The organism is Pseudomonas sp. WS 5078 (assembly GCF_012985745.1).
Taxonomy (GTDB): Bacteria; Pseudomonadota; Gammaproteobacteria; order Pseudomonadales; family Pseudomonadaceae; genus Aquipseudomonas; species Aquipseudomonas lundensis_A.
This window is the reverse complement of the sequence record NZ_JAAQWX010000013.1, coordinates 103,710-123,049: the sequence shown is the minus strand read 5'-3', so window position 1 is coordinate 123,049 and position 19,340 is coordinate 103,710. Positions and strand designations below refer to the sequence as shown.

At 57.2% G+C, this 19,340-nt stretch carries 15 protein-coding genes; 10 read left to right on the top strand and 5 right to left on the bottom strand.

What is annotated here, in order from left to right:
* The first annotated feature begins 11 nt into the window (after nt 1-11).
* From HBN68_RS17255 to HBN68_RS17210, 10 genes are all read left to right on the top strand, one after another.
* Nucleotides 12-1,451: a sigma-54 dependent transcriptional regulator gene (locus HBN68_RS17255; protein ID WP_169965390.1), complete on the top strand. Its 1,440-nt coding sequence runs from the start codon at nt 12-14 to the stop codon at nt 1,449-1,451.
* A gap of 731 nt (nt 1,452-2,182) precedes the next feature.
* Complete coding sequence (locus HBN68_RS17250; protein ID WP_094993131.1) at nt 2,183-3,577, top strand: polynucleotide adenylyltransferase PcnB; 1,395 nt, start codon at nt 2,183-2,185, stop codon at nt 3,575-3,577.
* Nucleotides 3,578-3,580: 3 nt separating this feature from the next.
* Nucleotides 3,581-4,081 carry a 2-amino-4-hydroxy-6-hydroxymethyldihydropteridine diphosphokinase gene (gene folK, locus HBN68_RS17245; protein ID WP_169965392.1) on the top strand — a complete coding sequence of 167 codons (501 nt, stop codon included), beginning with the start codon at nt 3,581-3,583 and terminating at the stop codon, nt 4,079-4,081.
* 204 nt (nt 4,082-4,285) lie between these two features.
* The gene (gene panB, locus HBN68_RS17240) at nt 4,286-5,086 is read left to right on the top strand and encodes a 3-methyl-2-oxobutanoate hydroxymethyltransferase (RefSeq protein ID WP_094993133.1); all 801 of its coding nucleotides are present in this window, start codon (nt 4,286-4,288) and stop codon (nt 5,084-5,086) included.
* Nucleotides 5,083-5,943, top strand: coding sequence for a pantoate--beta-alanine ligase (gene panC, locus HBN68_RS17235; protein WP_169965394.1), 861 nt, complete (start codon nt 5,083-5,085; stop codon nt 5,941-5,943). Before panB ends, panC begins: the two co-directional genes overlap by 4 nt.
* 256 nt (nt 5,944-6,199) lie before the next feature.
* Nucleotides 6,200-7,864: a glucose-6-phosphate isomerase gene (gene pgi / locus HBN68_RS17230; protein WP_094993135.1), complete on the top strand. Its 1,665-nt coding sequence runs from the start codon at nt 6,200-6,202 to the stop codon at nt 7,862-7,864.
* A 47-nt stretch (nt 7,865-7,911) separates the two neighbouring features.
* Nucleotides 7,912-8,784 (top strand): oxygenase MpaB family protein, encoded by an 873-nt coding sequence (locus HBN68_RS17225; protein WP_169965396.1) that lies wholly within the window; start codon nt 7,912-7,914, stop codon nt 8,782-8,784.
* Between the two features lie 148 nt (nt 8,785-8,932).
* Nucleotides 8,933-10,114, top strand: coding sequence for an acetyl-CoA C-acetyltransferase (locus HBN68_RS17220; RefSeq protein ID WP_169965398.1), 1,182 nt, complete (start codon nt 8,933-8,935; stop codon nt 10,112-10,114).
* A 102-nt stretch (nt 10,115-10,216) separates the two neighbouring features.
* Nucleotides 10,217-11,230, top strand: coding sequence for a class I SAM-dependent methyltransferase (locus HBN68_RS17215; protein ID WP_094993138.1), 1,014 nt, complete (start codon nt 10,217-10,219; stop codon nt 11,228-11,230).
* A 111-nt stretch (nt 11,231-11,341) separates the two neighbouring features.
* The gene (locus tag HBN68_RS17210; protein WP_169965400.1) at nt 11,342-14,269 is read left to right on the top strand and encodes a DUF748 domain-containing protein; all 2,928 of its coding nucleotides are present in this window, start codon (nt 11,342-11,344) and stop codon (nt 14,267-14,269) included.
* Nucleotides 14,270-14,508: 239 nt separating this feature from the next.
* Here HBN68_RS17210 and HBN68_RS17205 read toward each other — a convergent pair whose 3' ends face one another.
* The 5 genes from HBN68_RS17205 to rbfA all read right to left on the bottom strand — a co-directional run bounded on the left by HBN68_RS17205 (nt 14,509) and on the right by rbfA (nt 19,232).
* Nucleotides 14,509-14,862 (bottom strand): BON domain-containing protein, encoded by a 354-nt coding sequence (locus HBN68_RS17205; RefSeq protein WP_094993140.1) that lies wholly within the window; start codon nt 14,860-14,862, stop codon nt 14,509-14,511.
* Between the two features lie 291 nt (nt 14,863-15,153).
* On the bottom strand, nt 15,154-17,259 hold the full coding sequence (gene pnp, locus HBN68_RS17200; protein WP_094993141.1) for a polyribonucleotide nucleotidyltransferase: 2,106 nt from the start codon (nt 17,257-17,259) through the stop codon (nt 15,154-15,156).
* A 225-nt stretch (nt 17,260-17,484) separates the two neighbouring features.
* A complete protein-coding gene (gene rpsO, locus HBN68_RS17195; RefSeq protein ID WP_094993142.1) occupies nt 17,485-17,754 on the bottom strand; it encodes a 30S ribosomal protein S15 in 270 nt (89 codons plus the stop codon).
* Between the two features lie 155 nt (nt 17,755-17,909).
* On the bottom strand, nt 17,910-18,827 hold the full coding sequence (gene truB, locus HBN68_RS17190) for a tRNA pseudouridine(55) synthase TruB (RefSeq protein ID WP_094993143.1): 918 nt from the start codon (nt 18,825-18,827) through the stop codon (nt 17,910-17,912).
* 3 nt (nt 18,828-18,830) lie between these two features.
* Entirely contained in the window at nt 18,831-19,232 is a 402-nt protein-coding gene (gene rbfA / locus HBN68_RS17185; protein ID WP_047277524.1) for a 30S ribosome-binding factor RbfA, read from the bottom strand.
* Nucleotides 19,233-19,340: the final 108 nt, after the last annotated feature.

Below are 19,340 nucleotides of genomic sequence, written 5' to 3'. Positions count from 1 at the left end.
GAACCGAATCAATGCCGCATATTTTGATCGTCGAAGACGAAACCATCATCCGCTCCGCGTTGCGCCGCTTGCTGGAGCGTAATCAGTACCAGGTCAGCGAAGCGGGCTCGGTGCAGGAAGCGCAAGAGCGTTTCAGCATTCCCTCGTTCGACCTGATTGTCAGCGACCTGCGCCTGCCAGGTGCTCCGGGCACCGAGCTGATCAAGCTCGGAGAAGGCAAACCGGTGCTGATCATGACCAGTTACGCCAGCCTGCGCTCGGCCGTCGACTCGATGAAAATGGGTGCGGTCGATTACATCGCCAAACCCTTCGATCACGACGAAATGCTGCAAGCCGTCGCGCGCATTTTGCGTGATCGTCAGAACGCCGAAAGCCAATCTGCCGAACGCCCGGCCAAAGCTGCCGCTGCCGCTGCCGACAAAAATGCTGTGGATAACAGCAACGGCGAAATCGGCATCATTGGCTCCTGCCCGCCCATGCAAGATCTGTACAGCAAGATCCGCAAAGTGGCGCCCACGGACTCCAACGTACTGATTCAAGGTGAATCGGGTACGGGTAAAGAACTGGTCGCCCGTGCCCTGCATAATTTGTCCAAACGCGCCAAGGCACCGATGATCTCGGTTAACTGTGCGGCGATTCCTGAATCTCTCATCGAATCGGAACTGTTCGGCCACGAAAAAGGCGCCTTCACTGGCGCCAGCGCGGGCCGGGCCGGTTTGGTCGAGGCCGCGGATGGCGGCACCCTGTTCCTCGACGAAATCGGTGAGCTCCCCCTCGAAGCTCAGGCGCGTTTGCTGCGCGTGCTTCAGGAAGGCGAAATCCGCCGCGTTGGCTCAGTGCAATCGCAAAAGGTCGATGTGCGCCTGATTGCCGCGACTCACCGCGACCTTAAAAGCCTCGCCAAGATCGGCCAGTTCCGCGAAGACTTGTACTACCGCCTGCACGTGATTGCACTTAAGTTGCCCGCGCTGCGAGAGCGCGGCGCAGACGTCAACGAAATTGCCCACGCGTTCCTGGCCCGCCAAAGCGCTCGCGCGGGCCGCACAGACCTGAGATTTGGGCCGGATGCTGAACAAGCCATTCGACATTATTCCTGGCCAGGTAACGTGCGTGAACTGGAAAACGCCGTAGAGCGTGCGGTGATTCTGTGTGAGAGCCCGGAGATTTCCGCCGACTTGCTGGGCATCGATATCGAACTGGGTGATCTACAAGACGACGATTTTATGGGGCTTGCCCCACAACAGGGCATCAGCAGCGGTAACACCAGCCTGGATCCGACAGAAGATTTGTCGCTGGAAGACTATTTCCAGCACTTCGTGCTTGAGCACCAGGACCACATGACTGAAACCGAGCTGGCTCGCAAACTGGGTGTCAGCCGCAAGTGCCTATGGGAACGCCGCCAGCGCCTGGGCATCCCTCGCAGAAAAACAGGGGTTGCGAGTGAGGGGTAACGCTTCAGGTAACACTGAAGCTTGTGAAAAAACTGTTACCTCTCGCTAAACACGTAACAAAAGCCGGGTCTTACGGTAACGAAGGCCCGGCTTTTTTTTGGCCTTAAACTCGTCAAACCTGTGAAATAGCCCGTTTTTATTGGGCCTGACAAAAGTTGGCACGACACCTGCTATATGTATTCGTACAAAAACAATAAGAATCACAGCAACACACAATAAAAATAAGACGTATCGGCTCACGCATAACAAAAACAACACGGCGGAGGCGCAGCTAACTGATTCTTTTGGAGAGGTGTTGTCATTGGGGCTTGCCCCACGACTAGGCAGAGAACAACAAAAACTGCACTTAAAGCAGAGCCTGAACTAGTTGGATCACTGATCACATCAACACAGCGACCAAAGCAATCCGTTTGCTCTTATCTCCCGATTGGGAGGGTTACACCGGCAAAACCGGGTAACCAGGGCGATTAACAAAAACAAGAAGCCCGCAACCAATAATAAAAATAGAGCACGCAACTAATTCTGGGGGAGCTTCGGCTCCCCTTGTGGTTCCTGCGATTCAATAAAATCCTTTAACCTCTCTAGCCCGGTATTCTTGCGCAGGTTCAGAGCGCCATGGGCAATCGACAGGTCAAGCGTCCTACACCATCCCCTGACTAAATGCTAGAATCCCCGCCCATCATGCGGTCATTCTTCGTTTTGGCCGAACATTCCTTCAAACAGTGCATCCCATGCTGAAGAAGCTGTTCCAGTCATTCCGTTCTCCTAAGCGTCGTACGCAACAACTGCGCAGCACCCCTGAAGTGCTCAACAGCAGCCAACATTCGCTGCAACGTGCCCAGTTCAGCCGTTACGCGGTCAACATTGTCGAGCGTCTGCAAAACGCCGGTTACCAGGCTTATCTGGTTGGCGGTTGCGTTCGTGACATGTTGCTCAACATCACCCCAAAAGACTTTGACGTCGCCACCAGCGCCACGCCTGAACAAGTGCGTGCGGAATTCCGTAATGCGCGCATCATCGGCCGACGCTTCAAGTTGGTACACATCCACTTTGGTCGCGAGATCATTGAGGTCGCCACTTTCCGCGCCAATCACCCGCAAAATGACGAAGAGGAAGACAGCAACCAGTCCTCGCGCAACGAAAGCGGGCGCATTTTGCGCGACAACGTCTATGGCACGCTGGAAGAAGACGCCCAGCGTCGCGACTTCACGATCAATGCCCTGTATTACGATCCGGTCAGCGAGCGCATTCTCGACTACGCCAATGGTGTACACGACATCCGCAATCGCTTGCTGCGCCTGATCGGCGATCCGCAACAGCGCTATCAGGAAGACCCCGTCCGCATGCTGCGGGCCGTGCGTTTTGCCGCCAAGCTCGACTTCGGCATCGAGAAGCACACAGCGGCGCCGATCCGCGAACTGGCGCCAATGCTGCGTGAAATCCCGTCTGCGCGGCTGTTCGAAGAAGTGCTCAAGCTGTTCCTCTCGGGGAATGCTTCTGACACATTCGAAATGCTGGTTGACCTTGAGTTGTTCGATCCGCTGTTCCCGGCCAGCGCCGAAGCACTGGAACACAACCCAACGTACACCCATACCCTGATCAGCGAAGCCTTGCGCAACACAGACCTGCGGATCAAACAGGGAAAACCGGTGACCCCGGCGTTCCTGTTTGCTGCACTATTGTGGCCGGCACTGCCCGCGCGGATTCTGCGCCTGCAAGACCAAGGTATGCCGCCTATCCCTGCCATGCAGGAAGCCGCGCACGAACTGATCAGCGAACAGTGCCAACGCATTGCCATTCCGAAACGCTTCACCCTGCCCATTCGCGAGATTTGGGACATGCAGGAGCGCTTGCCGCGTCGTAGCGGTAAACGCGCCGACATGCTGCTCGACAACCCGCGCTTCCGTGCCGGTTACGACTTTTTGCTGTTGCGTGAAAGCGCAGGCGAACAGACGAACGGCCTGGGCGAGTGGTGGACGGAATATCAAGACGCCAACGACAGTGGCCGCCGCGACATGATCCGCGACTTGAGCAACGCCAAGGAGGACGGCGCTGGCCCCGCGCCCCGCAAACGCCGTCGTACAGGCGCCAACAAACGTAAACGCAGCGCAGCTGCTGACGAGTAAGTGATGGACCGCGTCTACATTGGAATGGGCAGCAATCTGGCTGACCCGGCTGAACAACTGCGCAGCGCTGTCGAAGCGCTCGCGCACCTGCCCGACTCCCGCTGGGTCGGGGTGTCAGCCTTCTACCAAAGCGATTCGTTACTGCCGGGCCAACCGCGCTACACAAACGCTGTAGCCGCCATTGAGACTGCGCTGGCGCCGCTTGAGCTGCTCGATACGCTGCAAGCCATCGAAAACGATCAGGGCCGCGAGCGCCTTGAACGTTGGGGCCCGCGTACACTCGACCTCGACATCCTGTTGTTTGGCGAGCGTCTGATCGACGAGCCCCGCCTCAAGGTCCCGCATTACCACATGCAGGCCCGCCCTTTCGTACTGTATCCGCTCGCCGAGCTGGCCCCCGCATCGTTGGTTCTTGCCGATGGCCGCAGCCTGAAGCAGCTCTTGAACGACTGTCCGTATGTCGGTCTTGAGCGCCTGGCACCCCCTGCTGAATCGAATCAATAACTGCGGTAACACACCCGCGGTAACACCTCTAATTGACTTCCCGTGTCCTCGTCACGACTATAGGCATCCCGCTGCCGCCTACCCGGCGGCGCCCTGTGAAAAGCCGGCATTCAAAGCACCGTTATAAAGGTGCGCCTGCTTATAACGATGAATCACGCGCGTTGCTCGCAGTGGTTATCGCACTGCCTGACGAGGATCCTTTTCATGCCAGCTATCACCCTGACCACCCTGCAAAGCCTTAAGCAAAAAGGTGAAAAAATCACCATGCTGACGTGCTATGACGCCACCTTCGCGCACGCCTGTAATCAGGCTGGCGTTGAGGTGTTACTGGTGGGCGACTCCCTGGGCATGGTCTTGCAAGGGCATGACAGCACACTGCCAGTTACCAATGATGAGATGGCGTACCACGTGGCCTGTGTCAAACGTGGCAACCAGGACGCCCTGATTCTCGCTGACATGCCGTTCATGGCGAACGCGACCCTTGAACAAAGCTTGAACAACAGCGCCCAACTGATGAAAGCGGGTGCGCACATGGTTAAGGTCGAAGGCGCTGTCTGGTTGGCCGAATCCATTCGCCTGATGACCGAGCGCGGTATTCCGGTGTGCGCGCACATGGGCCTGACGCCGCAAACAGTCAACGTATTGGGCGGTTACAAGGTTCAGGGCCGCAATGAAAACCAGGCGCGCCAGATGCGCGCTGATGCGATCGCCCTTGAGCAAGCGGGCGCCGCCATGCTGCTGCTTGAGTGCGTGCCAAGTGAACTGGCGAAAGAAATCACCCACGCCGTGAAGATCCCGGTTATCGGGATTGGCGCTGGCAGCGACACAGACGGTCAAGTGCTGGTACTGCATGACATGCTCGGCCTGTCCCTCACCGGACGCGTGCCCAAATTCGTGAAGAACTTCATGACAGGGCAACCGGACATCCAATCGGCACTCAGCACTTACGTCACTGAAGTCAAAGCCGTCAGCTTTCCTGGCCCTGAACACGGATTCTCCGCATGAACACTGTTAAAACCGTCCGCGAGCTGCGTGCAGCCGTCGCCCGCGCACGCAGCGAAGGCAAGCAAGTCGGCCTGGTACCGACCATGGGCAACCTGCACAGCGGCCACGCGGCACTGGTGACCAAGGCAGCGCAACAAGTCGATTTCGTGGTCGCGAGTATCTTCGTCAACCCGTTGCAATTCGGTGCCAACGAAGACCTGGACACCTACCCGCGCACGCTCGCTGCCGATCAGGAAAAACTCCTGCAAGCGGGTTGCAACCTGCTATTTGCACCGACTGTTGAAGAAATGTACCCCAACGGCATGACGGGCCTGACCCGCGTAACCGCTGCCGCCCTGAGCAACGAACTGTGCGGCAGCCGTCGTCCGGGGCACTTCGACGGCGTGACCACTGTGGTCAGCAAGCTGTTCAACATGGTTCAGCCCGACCTGGCGATCTTTGGCCAGAAGGACTATCAACAGCTGGCGGTCATCCGGGCGATGGTTCATGACCTGAACATGCCCATTCAAATCATCGGTGAGCCCACGGTGCGCGCCGAAGACGGCCTGGCGCTGTCGTCGCGCAATGGCTACCTGAGTGAGGAACAACGCGCTCTGGCCCCGGCCCTGTATCGCCATCTGTGCGAAATGGCCAATGCCATTCAGAACGGCGAACGCAACTATCCAGCCTTGTCGAGCCTGCATGCGGCTCAGCTGGAAGCACTCGGGTTGCGCGTGGACTACCTTGAGGTGCGTCACGCCCTGACGTTGCTGCCAGCGCACGCCAGTGATCGTGACCTGGTGATTCTGGTCGCTGCCTTCCTGGGCACCACCCGCCTGATCGACAACGTGCATTTGAACCTTAATACCGCACTGTAAGCCGCAGGCGCTCCCTGCGTTGCAAGCGCTACAAAACACTGAAACGTTTCACCTGGCGTCACGTAGCGGTGACAAAAGTTACCGTTACGTGTCAGACAAAGCCGAGACAGATGCAGGCACTAGGGTTAATGTGATCGCCCTGCTTGTGTCTGATGCGTTTAAGCAGGCGAACCGAGTTCCTCCCGTCATTAATGTGGAGGTTTCGGTGTATTCAGTGTCCAACAGGCAGTTCAAGCAAAAAAGGATATCCGCAGCGATGGCGTACTACCGCACTCCTCATGACGTTACCGCTCTGCCCGCTTGGCAAGCGTTGAAGCAACACCGCGCAGGCATGCAAAATTTCAGCATGCGCGACGCGTTTAACAGCAACCCCAAACGTTTTGAAGATTTCACCCTGAGCAGCTGCGGGCTGTTCCTGGACTACTCGAAAAACTTGATCACCAACGAAACCCGCTCGCTACTGGTCGATCTGGCCAACGAAGTCGACCTCAAGGGCGCAATCAAATCGTTGTTCTCTGGCGAGATTGTCAACGCCTCTGAAGGCCGGCCGGCTTTACACACGGCGCTGCGCCGCCCAGTGGCCGACAAGCTGATGGTGAATGGCGCGGACATCATGCCCGAGGTGCATAAAGTCCTGAACAAGATGACCGAACTGGTCGGGCGCATACATGAAGGCCTGTGGCGTGGTTATACCGAAAAGCCCATCACCGACATCGTGAATATCGGTATCGGCGGCTCCTTCCTGGGCCCCGAACTGGTGTCTGAAGCGCTGTTGTCCTACGCACAAAAAGGTGTTCGCTGCCATTACCTGGCGAATATCGACGGCAGTGAATTCCACGAGCTTTCGCACAAGATCCGCGCTGAAACCACCCTGTTCATTGTTTCGTCCAAATCTTTCAACACCCTCGAAACCCTGAAGAACGCCCAAGCCTCCCGCGCCTGGTATCTGGCACAAGGCGGCTCTGAGGCCGAACTGCATCGCCACTTCATCGCCGTGTCGAGCAACAACGAGGCGGCAGTCGCGTTCGGGATTCGCGAAGAAAATATTTTCCCGATGTGGGACTGGGTCGGCGGTCGTTATTCGCTGTGGTCGGCTATCGGCTTGCCTATCGCGCTGGCCATCGGTATGTCCAACTTCAAAGAATTGCTGTCCGGCGCCTACAGCATGGACCAGCACTTCCAGACCGCCCCGTTCGAGCAAAACATGCCTGTGCTGATGGCCGCGCTGGGCGTCTGGTACGGCAATTTCTGGGGTGCGCAGAGCCATGCAATCCTGCCGTACGACCACTACCTGCGTAACATCACCAAGCATTTGCAACAATTGGACATGGAATCCAATGGCAAGAGCGTGCGCCAGGACGGCACCCCCGTGTCCACGGACACCGGCCCCGTGATCTGGGGCGGCGTGGGTTGCAATGGTCAGCACGCGTATCACCAGTTATTGCATCAGGGCACACAACTGATTCCGGCCGACTTTATCGTGCCGATTGTCAGCTTCAACCCAGTAGCCGACCACCATCAGTGGCTATATGCCAACTGCCTGTCCCAAAGCCAGGCTCTGATGCTGGGTAAAACCCGTGAAGAGGCCGAGGCCGAACTGCGCGAAAAAGGCATGCCCGAAGACGAGGTGCAAAAGCTCGCACCGCACAAGGTGATCCCGGGTAACCGTCCGAGCAACACCTTGGTGGTCGAACGCATCAGCCCTCGCCGTCTCGGCGCGCTGGTTGCGCTGTACGAGCACAAAGTGTTCGTGCAAAGCGTGATCTGGGGCATCAACGCCTTCGACCAATGGGGCGTAGAGTTAGGCAAAGAGCTGGGCAAGGGCGTCTACTATCGCCTCACCGGCAGCTTGGAAGAGCCGGCTGATGATGCTTCGACCCAAGGCCTGATCAACTACTTCCGCGGTCGCCATCGCGGTTGATTGAGCGCCAGCCAGTCTCCCCGACTGGCTGGCACAACCGAGACAGCATGGAAATCATTCGTCGCCCCATCGAACGCCAAATCATGAGCCTGACCGGGCTTTCACTCGGCCAGCTCGACCTCGAAAACCCAAAAGGCGATCCCGGCCTGTTCGGTCCCGACTCCATCAGTTGGCAAGTGCACGGTGATTTCACCAGCATGCTGATTGGCGGTATCAGCGCGTTGATGCTGCAAGCTTTACACCCGCTGGCACTGGCCGGGGTGTGGGATCATTCCAATTTCAGACAAGACATGCTCGGGCGGCTGCGTCGCACCGGGCAGTTCATTTCCGGCACCACGTTTGGCTCGACCGCAGACGCCAACTGGCTGATCGACAAGGTGCGCACCATTCACCTGCAGGTCACCGGCACCGGCCTCGATGGCCGCCCTTATGCTGCCAGCGACCCCGAGTTGCTGACTTGGGTGCATGTCGCTGAGGTCAGCAATTTTCTGGCCGCACACTTACGCTATCGAAACCCCGATTTATCAGCCGCAGATCAAGACCGGTACTACGACGAAATTGCTGTTGTCGCTGAGCGACTGGGCGCGACTGATGTGCCGCGCTCGCGCCAGCAAATCGCTGATTACCTGCAACAGGTTCGTCCCCAGTTGTTATGTGACGAGCGCAGCCATGAAGTCATTCGCCTGCTGCTCAATGCGCCCTCCCCCAGCGTGCTGGCCAAACCGTTTGGCGCCCTGATGATGCAGGCCGGAATCGATTTGCTACCCGATTGGGCCAGCGATCATCTAGGGCTGTATCAACGTCCTCTGACCCGTACGTTGATTCGCGCCAGCGTCAATCGCACGGCCCCCCTTTTGCGCTGGGCTGTGCGCAATGGCTCAGTACAAAGGGCGCGGCGGCGAATGGGATTAATGAATTAACACCGTTCCCGCGGGCGAGCGCTAAGGGTTGCAGTAGAACTTGACCCTTTGCTGCCCTCGGCAGCGACTACACGAGGGAAGGATATTTGTGACACCATGCGCGCCTGATTCCGAGCGACAAACGCCAATAATAAAGAGGATTCGCGCCATGCAAGACGTCGTCATCGTTGCTGCCACTCGCACTGCCGTCGGCAGCTTCCAAGGTTCACTGGCCCACGTCCCCGCAGTTGATCTGGGGGCGGCGGTGATTCGTCAACTGCTTGAGCAGACCGGCCTGGACGGGGCTCAGGTCGATGAAGTCATCATGGGTCAGGTGCTGACCGCAGGCGCCGGTCAGAATCCGGCCCGTCAGGCCGCGATCAAGGCCGGCCTGCCATTTGCAGTGCCTGCGATGACCCTGAACAAGGTCTGCGGCTCTGGTCTCAAGGCGCTGCACCTTGCTGCGCAGGCCATTCGTTGCGGGGATGCTGATGTCATCATTGCCGGTGGTCAGGAGAACATGAGCCTGTCCAACTACATCGTGCCGGGCGCCCGTACCGGACTGCGCATGGGCCACAGTCAAATCGTGGACACCATGATCAGCGACGGCTTGTGGGATGCCTTCAACGATTACCACATGGGTATTACGGCCGAAAACCTGGTCGATAAGTACGGCATCAGCCGCGAAGCTCAAGACGCGTTTGCCGCCGCTTCTCAACAAAAGGCCATCGAAGCCATCGAAACCGGCCGCTTTGTCGATGAGATCACGCCAATTTTGATCCCGCAGCGCAAAGGTGATCCGATTGCCTTTGCCACTGACGAGCAACCCCGCGCGGGGACCACGGAAGAATCGCTGGCAAAACTGCGCCCTGCATTCAAAAAAGACGGTTCTGTCACAGCAGGTAACGCATCCTCACTCAACGACGGCGCAGCAGCCGTGATGTTGATGAGTGCCGAAAAAGCTAAAACCTTGGGTTTGCCTGTGCTGGCAAAAATTGCCGCTTACGCTAACGCAGGGGTGGACCCGGCCATCATGGGCATCGGCCCGGTGAGCGCGACCCAACGCTGCCTGGCCAAAGCTGGCTGGACGCTGGCACAACTGGACTTGATCGAAGCCAACGAAGCCTTCGCCGCGCAAGCCTTGTCGGTCGGTAAAGAACTGGGCTGGGATGCGAGCAAGGTCAACGTAAATGGCGGCGCCATTGCCATTGGTCACCCGATTGGCGCGTCAGGCTGCCGGATACTCGTCACCCTGCTCCACGAAATGCTCAAGCGCGATGTCAAAAAAGGCCTCGCGACCCTGTGTATCGGTGGCGGTCAGGGCGTAGCGTTGGCGATTGAGCGCGCGTAAGAAACGTCGCATCGCAGGAGCGATCCGACTCGCTCCTGCACAAAATCACCTGCGTTGTTCTGTTAAACTCCCGCGCCTTCTCTGTCCCCCAAGGCGCAACGCATGTCTTCCTTGAATCAGGCGCTGCGCGCCGCCCTCGATAACCGTCACGACCTGCTGGCCGAGCTGCACGCTCAGGGCACGGATTGCTATCGCCTGTTCCATGGCAGCCAGGAAGGCGCCGGCGGGCTGACCATCGACCGTTACGGCCCGCAGTTACTGGTGCAAAGCTTCCACCAGCGGCTTGAACGCAATGATTTGCTGCAACTGCATGACGCCATCAATCGTCATTTGGGGCTGGAACTGCTGCTGGTCTACAACGACCGTTCCCAGGGCAATTCCCGTATTGATCGAGAAGACACGGTCTACCGCGCTGACGAGGCTGCTCTTCAGGACATGATTGGCCACGAATGGGGCCTTAACTACAGGGTGCGCGGGCGCCATGCGGGTCAAGACCCGCTGTTGTTTCTCGACCTGCGCAACGCGCGCGGCTGGGTCAAACAGCACAGTGCCGGCAAGCGCGTGCTCAACCTGTTCGCCTACACCTGCGGGGTTGGCCTGAGCGCTGCGGCAGGCGGAGCGAGTGAGGTTTGCAACCTGGATTTCGCAGAAGGCAATCTGGCAGTAGGTCGTGAAAACGGACTGTTGAACCCCGAATTGCCCACCATGACCTTCGTGCAGTCGGACTATTTCGCAGCGATTCGCCAGTTGGCCGGTTTGCCGATTATTCAGCGCCGCCACAAGCTGCCGGCTTACCCGCGCATGGAGCAACGCGAATACGATCTGGTCTTGCTGGACCCGCCCGCGTGGGCCAAAAGTGCTTTTGGCACGGTGGACCTGCTGCGTGACTATCAAAGCCTGCTAAAACCCGCCGTGTTAACCACCGCGCCGGACGGCGTGCTGATTTGCTGCAACAACCTGGCGAAAGTCAACATGGACGACTGGCGTGAAAGCGTGTTGCGTTGTGCCGAGAAAGCGGGACGCCCGGTACGTGACTGGCAGGTGCTGGCTCCGGCCAGCGATTTCCCGTCAATGGACCGCCAACCACCGCTCAAGACGTTGGTTTTGCAGTTCTAAGTCCCTCATCCTGCTCGGTAAAACCCTGATCAAATATAAGGCGATCGTCTCGGAACCAGAATCGCGTGCCATACTCCAAGGCACCTCCGACTGTAATAGACGACGCCTCACATGCCCAAAGGATTGATTCGCGCCATTGGCGCCGTGCTGACTGCCCTCGCACTTTATAGCTTGCTCGGCTTTTTGATCGTACCCGGCATCGGCTTGCGCATCATCAACCAGCAGTTGGCCAACTATGCCACTGTCCCCGCCCGCCTTGATCGCCTTGAGTTCAACCCCTTCAGCCTTGAGTTGACGCTGTGGGGACTCAAGATCGGCGAGCCGGGCAAGGAACAGGTTGGGTTTGAACGTTTGTACACCAATTTGCAGGCGGACAGCCTGTGGACCAAAGCCTTGCACCTTGCCGACGTGCAACTGGACAAGCCCAAGACAGAACTGGTGTTCAGCAAGGAGGGAACGCTCAATCTGACGCAGCTGTTCAAACTCCCCGCCAGCGAACCGACGCCTCCCGCCCCTGACAGCAAACCTTTCCCGCTGCGCATAGATCGCATCAAGCTGGCGGACGGCTATCTGCATTTTGCTGACGTGCGGCCTAGCGAGCCGATCGAGTTTTTGTATGACTCGATGAATCTGGAATTGAAGAACCTCAGCACACTCCCCGACGACAATGCTGACATGACCTTGGTCGCAGCGGGGCCCGAAGGCGGCCGGATCGACTGGACCGGGACCTTGAGCATCGTGCCGATTGCGTCCGAAGGCACTCTCAAAGTCACCGATGGCAAAATGAAAGTCTGGTGGCCTTACGTCCGTGATGCTTTGCCGCTGGTGCTGGAAGACGGCGTACTCAATTTCAGTACCGACTATAAATTGAACCTGGCTAAAGAAACCGAGATGGTGCTGAGCAATGCCTCGGCCAGTATTGCGCCGTTCAAGCTCAACGCGCCCGACGGCCGCCCATTGGCGCGCCTTGAACGCCTGGATGTCAGTAACACCACGGTCGATCTCGCCAAACAGCAAGTCGTGGTAGGCAAGATCAACAGTAAGAACCTTGAAACCTGGGCTACCCGCGAAGCAGACGGCCAATTGGACTGGCAAAAACTGTTCGCCAGCCAGCCCGCTTCGCGGGCCAAGCCAAAAGCCAACGACCCGGTGACGGTTGAAGCCCCCAAGCCCGGCCCGGTCGCGCCGAGCAAACCCTGGCAAGTGCTGCTTAAGGACGTTGAGCTGCGCGATTATCGCGTACACCTGGCCGACAAAGAGCCCAAAACACCTGTCGCACTTGAAGTCGGCCCGCTGAATCTGAACCTGAAGAATTTCGACAGCCTGAACCAGTCGCCCTTCAACCTGAAGCTCGATACCGGCATCGGCAAACAAGGCAAGCTCACCGCCAGCGGTGACGTGAACCTGAACCCGGTCAGCGCCAAATTGAAGGTCACCACCAAAGACATAGACCTGCGTGTGGCACAGGCTTACATCGACCCGTTTATCCGCCTGGAGCTGCGCAGCGGCATGCTGGACAGCGACCTTGCTGTCGACCTTAAACGCATCGACCCGCTGACCTTCACTGTGCAGGGCAACGTGCAGATAGCTCAGTTACATACCCTCGACACCATGAAAAGCCGCGATTTCCTGAAGTGGCAGCGTCTGGAACTGGAGAAGCTGAACTATCAACACGGCGACAGCCTGTCGATTGCCAAGGTCAACTTTGCGCAGCCGTATGTGCGCTTCATGATCAACGATGATCGCACCACCAACATTGACGACCTGCTGATTCCGCAACCCGCTGGCAGCGCCAGTAAAAGCAACGCCAAGCCCGCAGCTGGCAAAGAGAAGCCCTTGGGCATTCACGTGGGCGGCATCGCAATCAATGACGGCTCGGCTAACTTTGCCGACTTCAGCCTGACCCCTAACTTTGCCACAGCGATTCAGCAGCTAAATGGTCAGATTGGCACTATCGATAGCCGACAGGCCAAACCCGCGAGCGTCAACGTGGCCGGTAAGGTGGACCGCTATGCGCCCGTCACCATTAAGGGCAGCGTCAACCCTTTCGACCCGATGGCGAGTCTGGACATCGCAACCAGCTTCAAACGCGTAGAGCTGACCACGTTAACGCCCTACTCGGGCAAGTTCGCGGGCTATCGCATTCGCAAAGGACGTTTGAATCTGGATTTGCATTACTTGATCACCAAAGGCCAACTCAAGGCCGAAAACAAACTCGTGGTTGAGCAGTTGCAGCTTGGCGAGAAAGTCGACAGCCCTGATGCCGTGGATCTGCCCATTAAACTGGCCATCGCGTTGCTTAAAGACACCGACGGCAAGATCTCCATCGAGCTTCCGGTAACAGGTGACCTGAACAACCCGCAGTTCAGCGTGATGCCGATTGTGTGGCAAACCTTGCGCAATCTTGTGTTACGCGCCGCACAAGCGCCCTTCAAGTTCATTGGCGGGCTAATCAGCGGCGGTGGTGCCGAAGACCTCGGCACGGTGTCCTTCGCGCCAGGCTCCAGCGAGCTGAGCGCTGATGCACAGAAGGCTCTGACAACCCTCGCAGCGGCTCTCAAGGAGCGCCCTGCCCTGCGCCTGGAGATTGAAGGCACGGCGGCGCAAAGCAGCGATGGACCTTTCATTGCAAAAGAGCGGCTGGAGCGTGAGTTCCAATACAACTACTACAAAATCTTGCAACGCCGGGGCGACAAAGTGCCTGCGCAAGCGTCACTGCTTAACGTCCCTGATGACGAGAAAGGCCCGTTACTGGAAGGTATTTATCGCACCCGACTCAAACAGCAGCCTCCCGCCGAGTGGGCGAAATTGAGCCGTGATGAACGTGCGCAAAAAATGAGCGATGCGCTGATCGACTTCTGGAGCAAAAGTGAGGTGCTGTTACGTCAGCTGGGGCAGGAGCGCGCCAGCAGCATCAAGGACTTCCTGGTGGACAAAGGCCAGCTGGCTGATGAGCGCGTGTACTTTGTGGACGCTACGCTCGGTCAAGCAGAAAGCGATGGTCGCGTGATTTCACCTCTGCATCTGGACAGTGAATAATCGTTGCTCAGCCATGAAAACAAATGCGAGGCAGGCTTTGAGCGGCCTGCCCGTTGAGCTTGATGGGTGACCAAACTTCACCGAAGTTACCCCGCCCAAATAGAACAGCCCCCGACGCAAGCGTCGAGGGCTGTAATGACCACATCCATGTGGCCGTCGCATGAACCAATTTTGAAAGCTGCAGATGATCGGTCAGATCATCTGCTCCGGCTTTCCCCCGGTTCTACGAGAAAATAATCTTACTCAGCTTTCAAGCCGTCAGCCGATACGGCTTTTACGCCTTTGACATTCTTGGCGATGTTTACGGCAGTTGTTTTCTGCGCGTCAGTTACAGCAACCGTGGAGGACAAAGATACGACACCCTTGTTGGTCTCTACTTTAATGTCAGTGCCTGGAATGCCTTTTTCGGTCAGCAGGTCTGATTTAACTTTGGTGGTGATCCAGGTATCAGAAGTAGCTTCTTTGGCTTTAGTAACTTCGCCAGCAGCGACGACCATAGGCGCCTGAGCAGTGGATTGAGCAGCAAATGCTGCGTTGGCCATAGTCAGGGTCAGAGCGGTGGCAGTTGCAGCAGCGATAGCGAACTTCTTCATACGAGTTACTCCTGTCTTCTTTAAAATCTGCGCCGGCGTGCGGCTGCAGGGTTATCAGTACTATTGCAGGCGCTGTGCCAACTTTTTAAAAAAATAAAACCCTTTAAAATCAATAGCTTATAAGTTATGCCAACTTCCTCCTTCGTGCAAAATGCATGGCCGGCCTGTTTGATTGCATGCAAGTTGCAGCTTTTCTCTCATGGCCTTTAGCCCACTGCGACCCTGCTTTTGAGGCGCGCATAAAAAAAGGATCCCGAAGGATCCTTTTTTCAACAGACGCTCAGGCCGCGATTAAGCGTCCGAAGCCTTGGCGGCAGCTACGTCCTTGATGGACAGTTTGATACGGCCGCGGTTGTCCACGTCCAGTACCAGCACTTCCACTTCCTGACCTTCTTTCAAAATGTCAGTCACTTTCTCAACGCGGGCATCGCTCAACATCGAGATGTGAACCAGGCCGTCTTTGCCTGGCAGGATGTTCACGAATGCGCCGAAGTCGACGATGCGCTCAACCTTACCGATGTAGATCTTGCCGATCTCGGCCTCAGCCGTGATGCCCAGAACGCGCTGACGCGCTGCTTCTGCTGCTTCCTTGGTCTCACCGAAGATCTTGATCGAACCGTCGTCTTCGATATCGATCGAAGCTTTGGTTTCTTCACAGATCGCACGGATGGTTGCGCCACCTTTACCGATGACATCACGGATTTTGTCGGTGTCAATTTTCATCGCAATCATGGTTGGCGCATTGGCCGACAATTCGTTACGCGACTGACCAATGATCTGGTTCATCTGACCCAAGATGTTCAGACGAGCGTCCAGGGCCTGGCCCAGGGCGATCTCCATGATCTCTTCGGTGATGCCTTTGATCTTGATGTCCATCTGCAGCGCGGTCACACCTTTGGAGGTACCGGCCACTTTGAAGTCCATGTCGCCCAGGTGGTCTTCGTCACCCAGGATGTCGGTCAGTACAGCGAACTTCTCGCCTTCCTTAACCAGACCCATGGCGATACCGGCAACAGGTGCCTTCATCGGTACACCGGCGTCCATCAGTGCCAGGGAAGCACCGCACACCGATGCCATCGAGCTGGAACCGTTGGATTCGGTGATTTCCGATACAACACGAATGGTGTACGGGAACACGTCTGCAGCAGGCAGCATGGCCTGAACGGAACGACGGGCCAGACGGCCGTGACCGATTTCGCGGCGGCCTGCACCCCCCATGCGACCACACTCGCCTACCGAGAAAGGAGGGAAGTTGTAGTGCAGCATGAACGGGTCTTTCTTTTCGCCTTCCAGCGTGTCCAGCAGCTGTGCGTCACGGGCAGTACCCAATGTCGCGACAACCAGCGCCTGGGTCTCGCCACGGGTGAACAATGCAGAACCATGAGTCTTCGGCAGAACGCCCACTTCGATGTTCAGAGGACGAACAGTCTTGGTGTCACGACCATCGATACGCGGCTTGCCATTCACGATGTTTTCGCGAACGGTGCGGTATTCGATTTCGCCGAAAGCGGCTTTGACTTCAGACGCCGAAGGCTGGCCTTCTTCGCCCGACAGCTTGGCAACAACCTGGTCACGCAACTCGCCCAGACGCGCATAACGCTCGTGCTTGACGGTGATGGTGTAAGCCTGGGAGATCGCTTCACCGAACTCGGCACGAATCGCGCCCAGCAGTTCGGTAGCTTCAGGAGCAGCAGACCAGTCCCACGTCGGCTTGGCAGCTTCGGCAGCCAGCTCTTTAACAGCCTGGATGACAACCTGGAATTCGTCGTGAGCGAACAGTACTGCGCCCAGCATCTGGTCTTCGGTCAGCTCTTTGGCTTCAGACTCAACCATCAAGACAGCTTCCGAAGTACCGGCAACCACCATGTCCAAGCTGGATGCAGCCAGTTGCTCATAAGTCGGGTTCAGCAGGTAACCGGTGCTCTCGTGGAATGCAACGCGGGCAGCGCCGATCGGGCCATCGAAAGGAATACCGGAGATGGCCAGCGCAGCCGACGTACCAATCATTGCAGCTACATCAGGATCGGTTTTCTTGCTGGTGGACAGAACGGTGCAGACAACCTGCACTTCGTTCATGAAGCCTTCCGGGAACAGCGGACGGATCGGACGATCGATCAGGCGCGAGGTCAGGGTTTCTTTCTCGGAAGGGCGACCTTCACGCTTGAAGAAACCGCCCGGGATTTTACCTGCGGCGTAGGTTTTTTCCTGATAGTGAACCGACAGAGGGAAAAAGCCCTTGCCTGGATCAGCTTGCTTGGCGCCGACGACAGTCACCAACACGCTGACGTCGTCGTCAACGGTGACCAATACTGCGCCGGAGGCCTGACGGGCGATACGGCCAGTCTCGAGGGTTACGGTCGACTGACCGAACTGAAATTTTTTGATAACCGGGTTCACGGTGTCCTACCTTCTCTTTGTGGCTCTTGGGGAACGGGTTTCTTGCGAAATACGTGTGCAATGCCGGGCATTGGCCCGATCAAGATGCTTACGAAAACGGCCGACTGCGTGCGTTTTCGTAAACATCCGGTTAGTCCAGATAAAACTTGAGGCTGGAAGCCCGCCGCCCACCCGCGAGAAACGCGCAGGTGGACGACAAACAACCAGCCTCCAGCAACATCGCTATTAGCGACGCAGACCCAGGCGAGCGATCAGCGCAGCGTAACGGCTGATGTCTTTGCCTTTCAGGTAGTCCAGCAGCTTACGACGCTGGTTTACCATGCGGATCAGACCACGACGGGAGTGGTGATCTTTACCGTTGGCCTTGAAGTGACCCTGCAGCGTGTTGATGTTGAAGGTCAGCAGTGCAACTTGCACTTCTGGAGAACCTGTATCACCTGGAGCACGCTGGTAGTCAGCTACGATTTCTGCTTTGTGTTCAACTGTAAGTGCCATGTGGCTTTCCTTTCTTCAGGGGTCTGTCTGCAAGCAAACAGATCCAATAGGCCGAGGACAAATCCTCGTATTTAAATGTGAGATGTGACCGTGCCTAATAACAGCCACCCTCGTTCCAGTCCTCGCAGGCAATAGCCGGCTTGGCCTGGCTCCGGTCATTCCGACCGAATCAGTCGACGCGGCGCAATGCGCCCGTCTTCGCTCACTTCACCGATACCGATGAAGCGACCATTGTGATCTTGTACCCGCACCATGCCAAACTTAGGCGCATCGGGAGCACGAACCGGCTGGCCATTGAGCCAATAGAACGCGCTGTGCTCCGAAAAGTGCAGCAAAGGCCAGTCAAGCAAGCCGCTGTCCGATGGCATCAGGAAGCGGTCTACTGCTTCGTTGCCACCTTCAGCATGCACGGCTTCCAGCTCTTCCAGCGTGACCGTCTGGGCCAGACTGAAAGGACCGGCCTGGGTGCGGCGCAATTCAGCAACATAGGCTCCGCAGCCCAGTTCTTCACCGATATCTTCCACGAGGGTACGGATATAGGTGCCTTTGGTGCAATCCACGGCCAAGCGTGCAGTGTCGCCTTCGCTGGCCAGTAATTCGAGGCGTGTAATAGTAACAGAACGTGGTTCGCGCTCCACCACCTCACCCGCACGGGCGAGCTTATAAAGCGGTTGGCCATCACGCTTGAGCGCTGAGTACATCGGCGGTATCTGACTGATTTGTCCGCGAAACTTCGGCAAGACCGCCTCAATATCGGCGCGACCAACGGTCACCGGACGGGTCTTTAAAACCTCGCCTTCAGCATCAGCAGTCGTGGTTGTCTTGCCCAATTGCATCAAGGTTTCATAACCCTTGTCAGAATCGAGCAGGTATTGCGAAAACTTGGTGGCTTCGCCAAAGCACAGCGGCAGGACGCCGCTGGCCAATGGGTCGAGGCTACCGGTGTGCCCGGCCTTCTCGGCATTGAGCAGCCAGCGGACTTTCTGCAAAGCCGCGTTGGAGGTGAACCCCAACGGTTTGTCCAGCAGGATGATGCCGCTGACGTTACGACGGATACGCTTGACCTGAGCCACCGGTTACTCCTTGGTGTCTTCGGGAGCAGTCGCATCTGGATGCTGATTGTCTTCAGCCACTGCACGCTCAATCAACGCAGACAGGTGCGCGCCACGTACAACACTTTCATCGTAGTGGAAGTGCAGCTGAGGAACACTGCGCAGCTTCATCTCACGCGCCAGTTGCATGCGCAGGAAGCCGGCTGCCGAGTTCAGTACCTTGATGGTCTGAGCAATATCTTCAGCGTTGTCCTGCCCCATCACGGTGATGAAGATCTTGGCGTGACCAACGTCACGGCTGACTTCAACAGCAGTGATGGTGACCAGTCCCACACGTGGATCTTTGACTTCACGACGGATCAGCTGTGCAAGCTCTCGCTGCATCTGATCGCCGATACGTTGGGTACGGCTGTATTCTTTTGCCATGTCTTGTTACCTGTTACTCACCCATGGGAAACCCATGCGTTCTGAAAGCGGCAAACGCCCGGCCAGACAGAAGCCGGACCGGGCGTTGCGTTTAGAGTCCGGGACGGG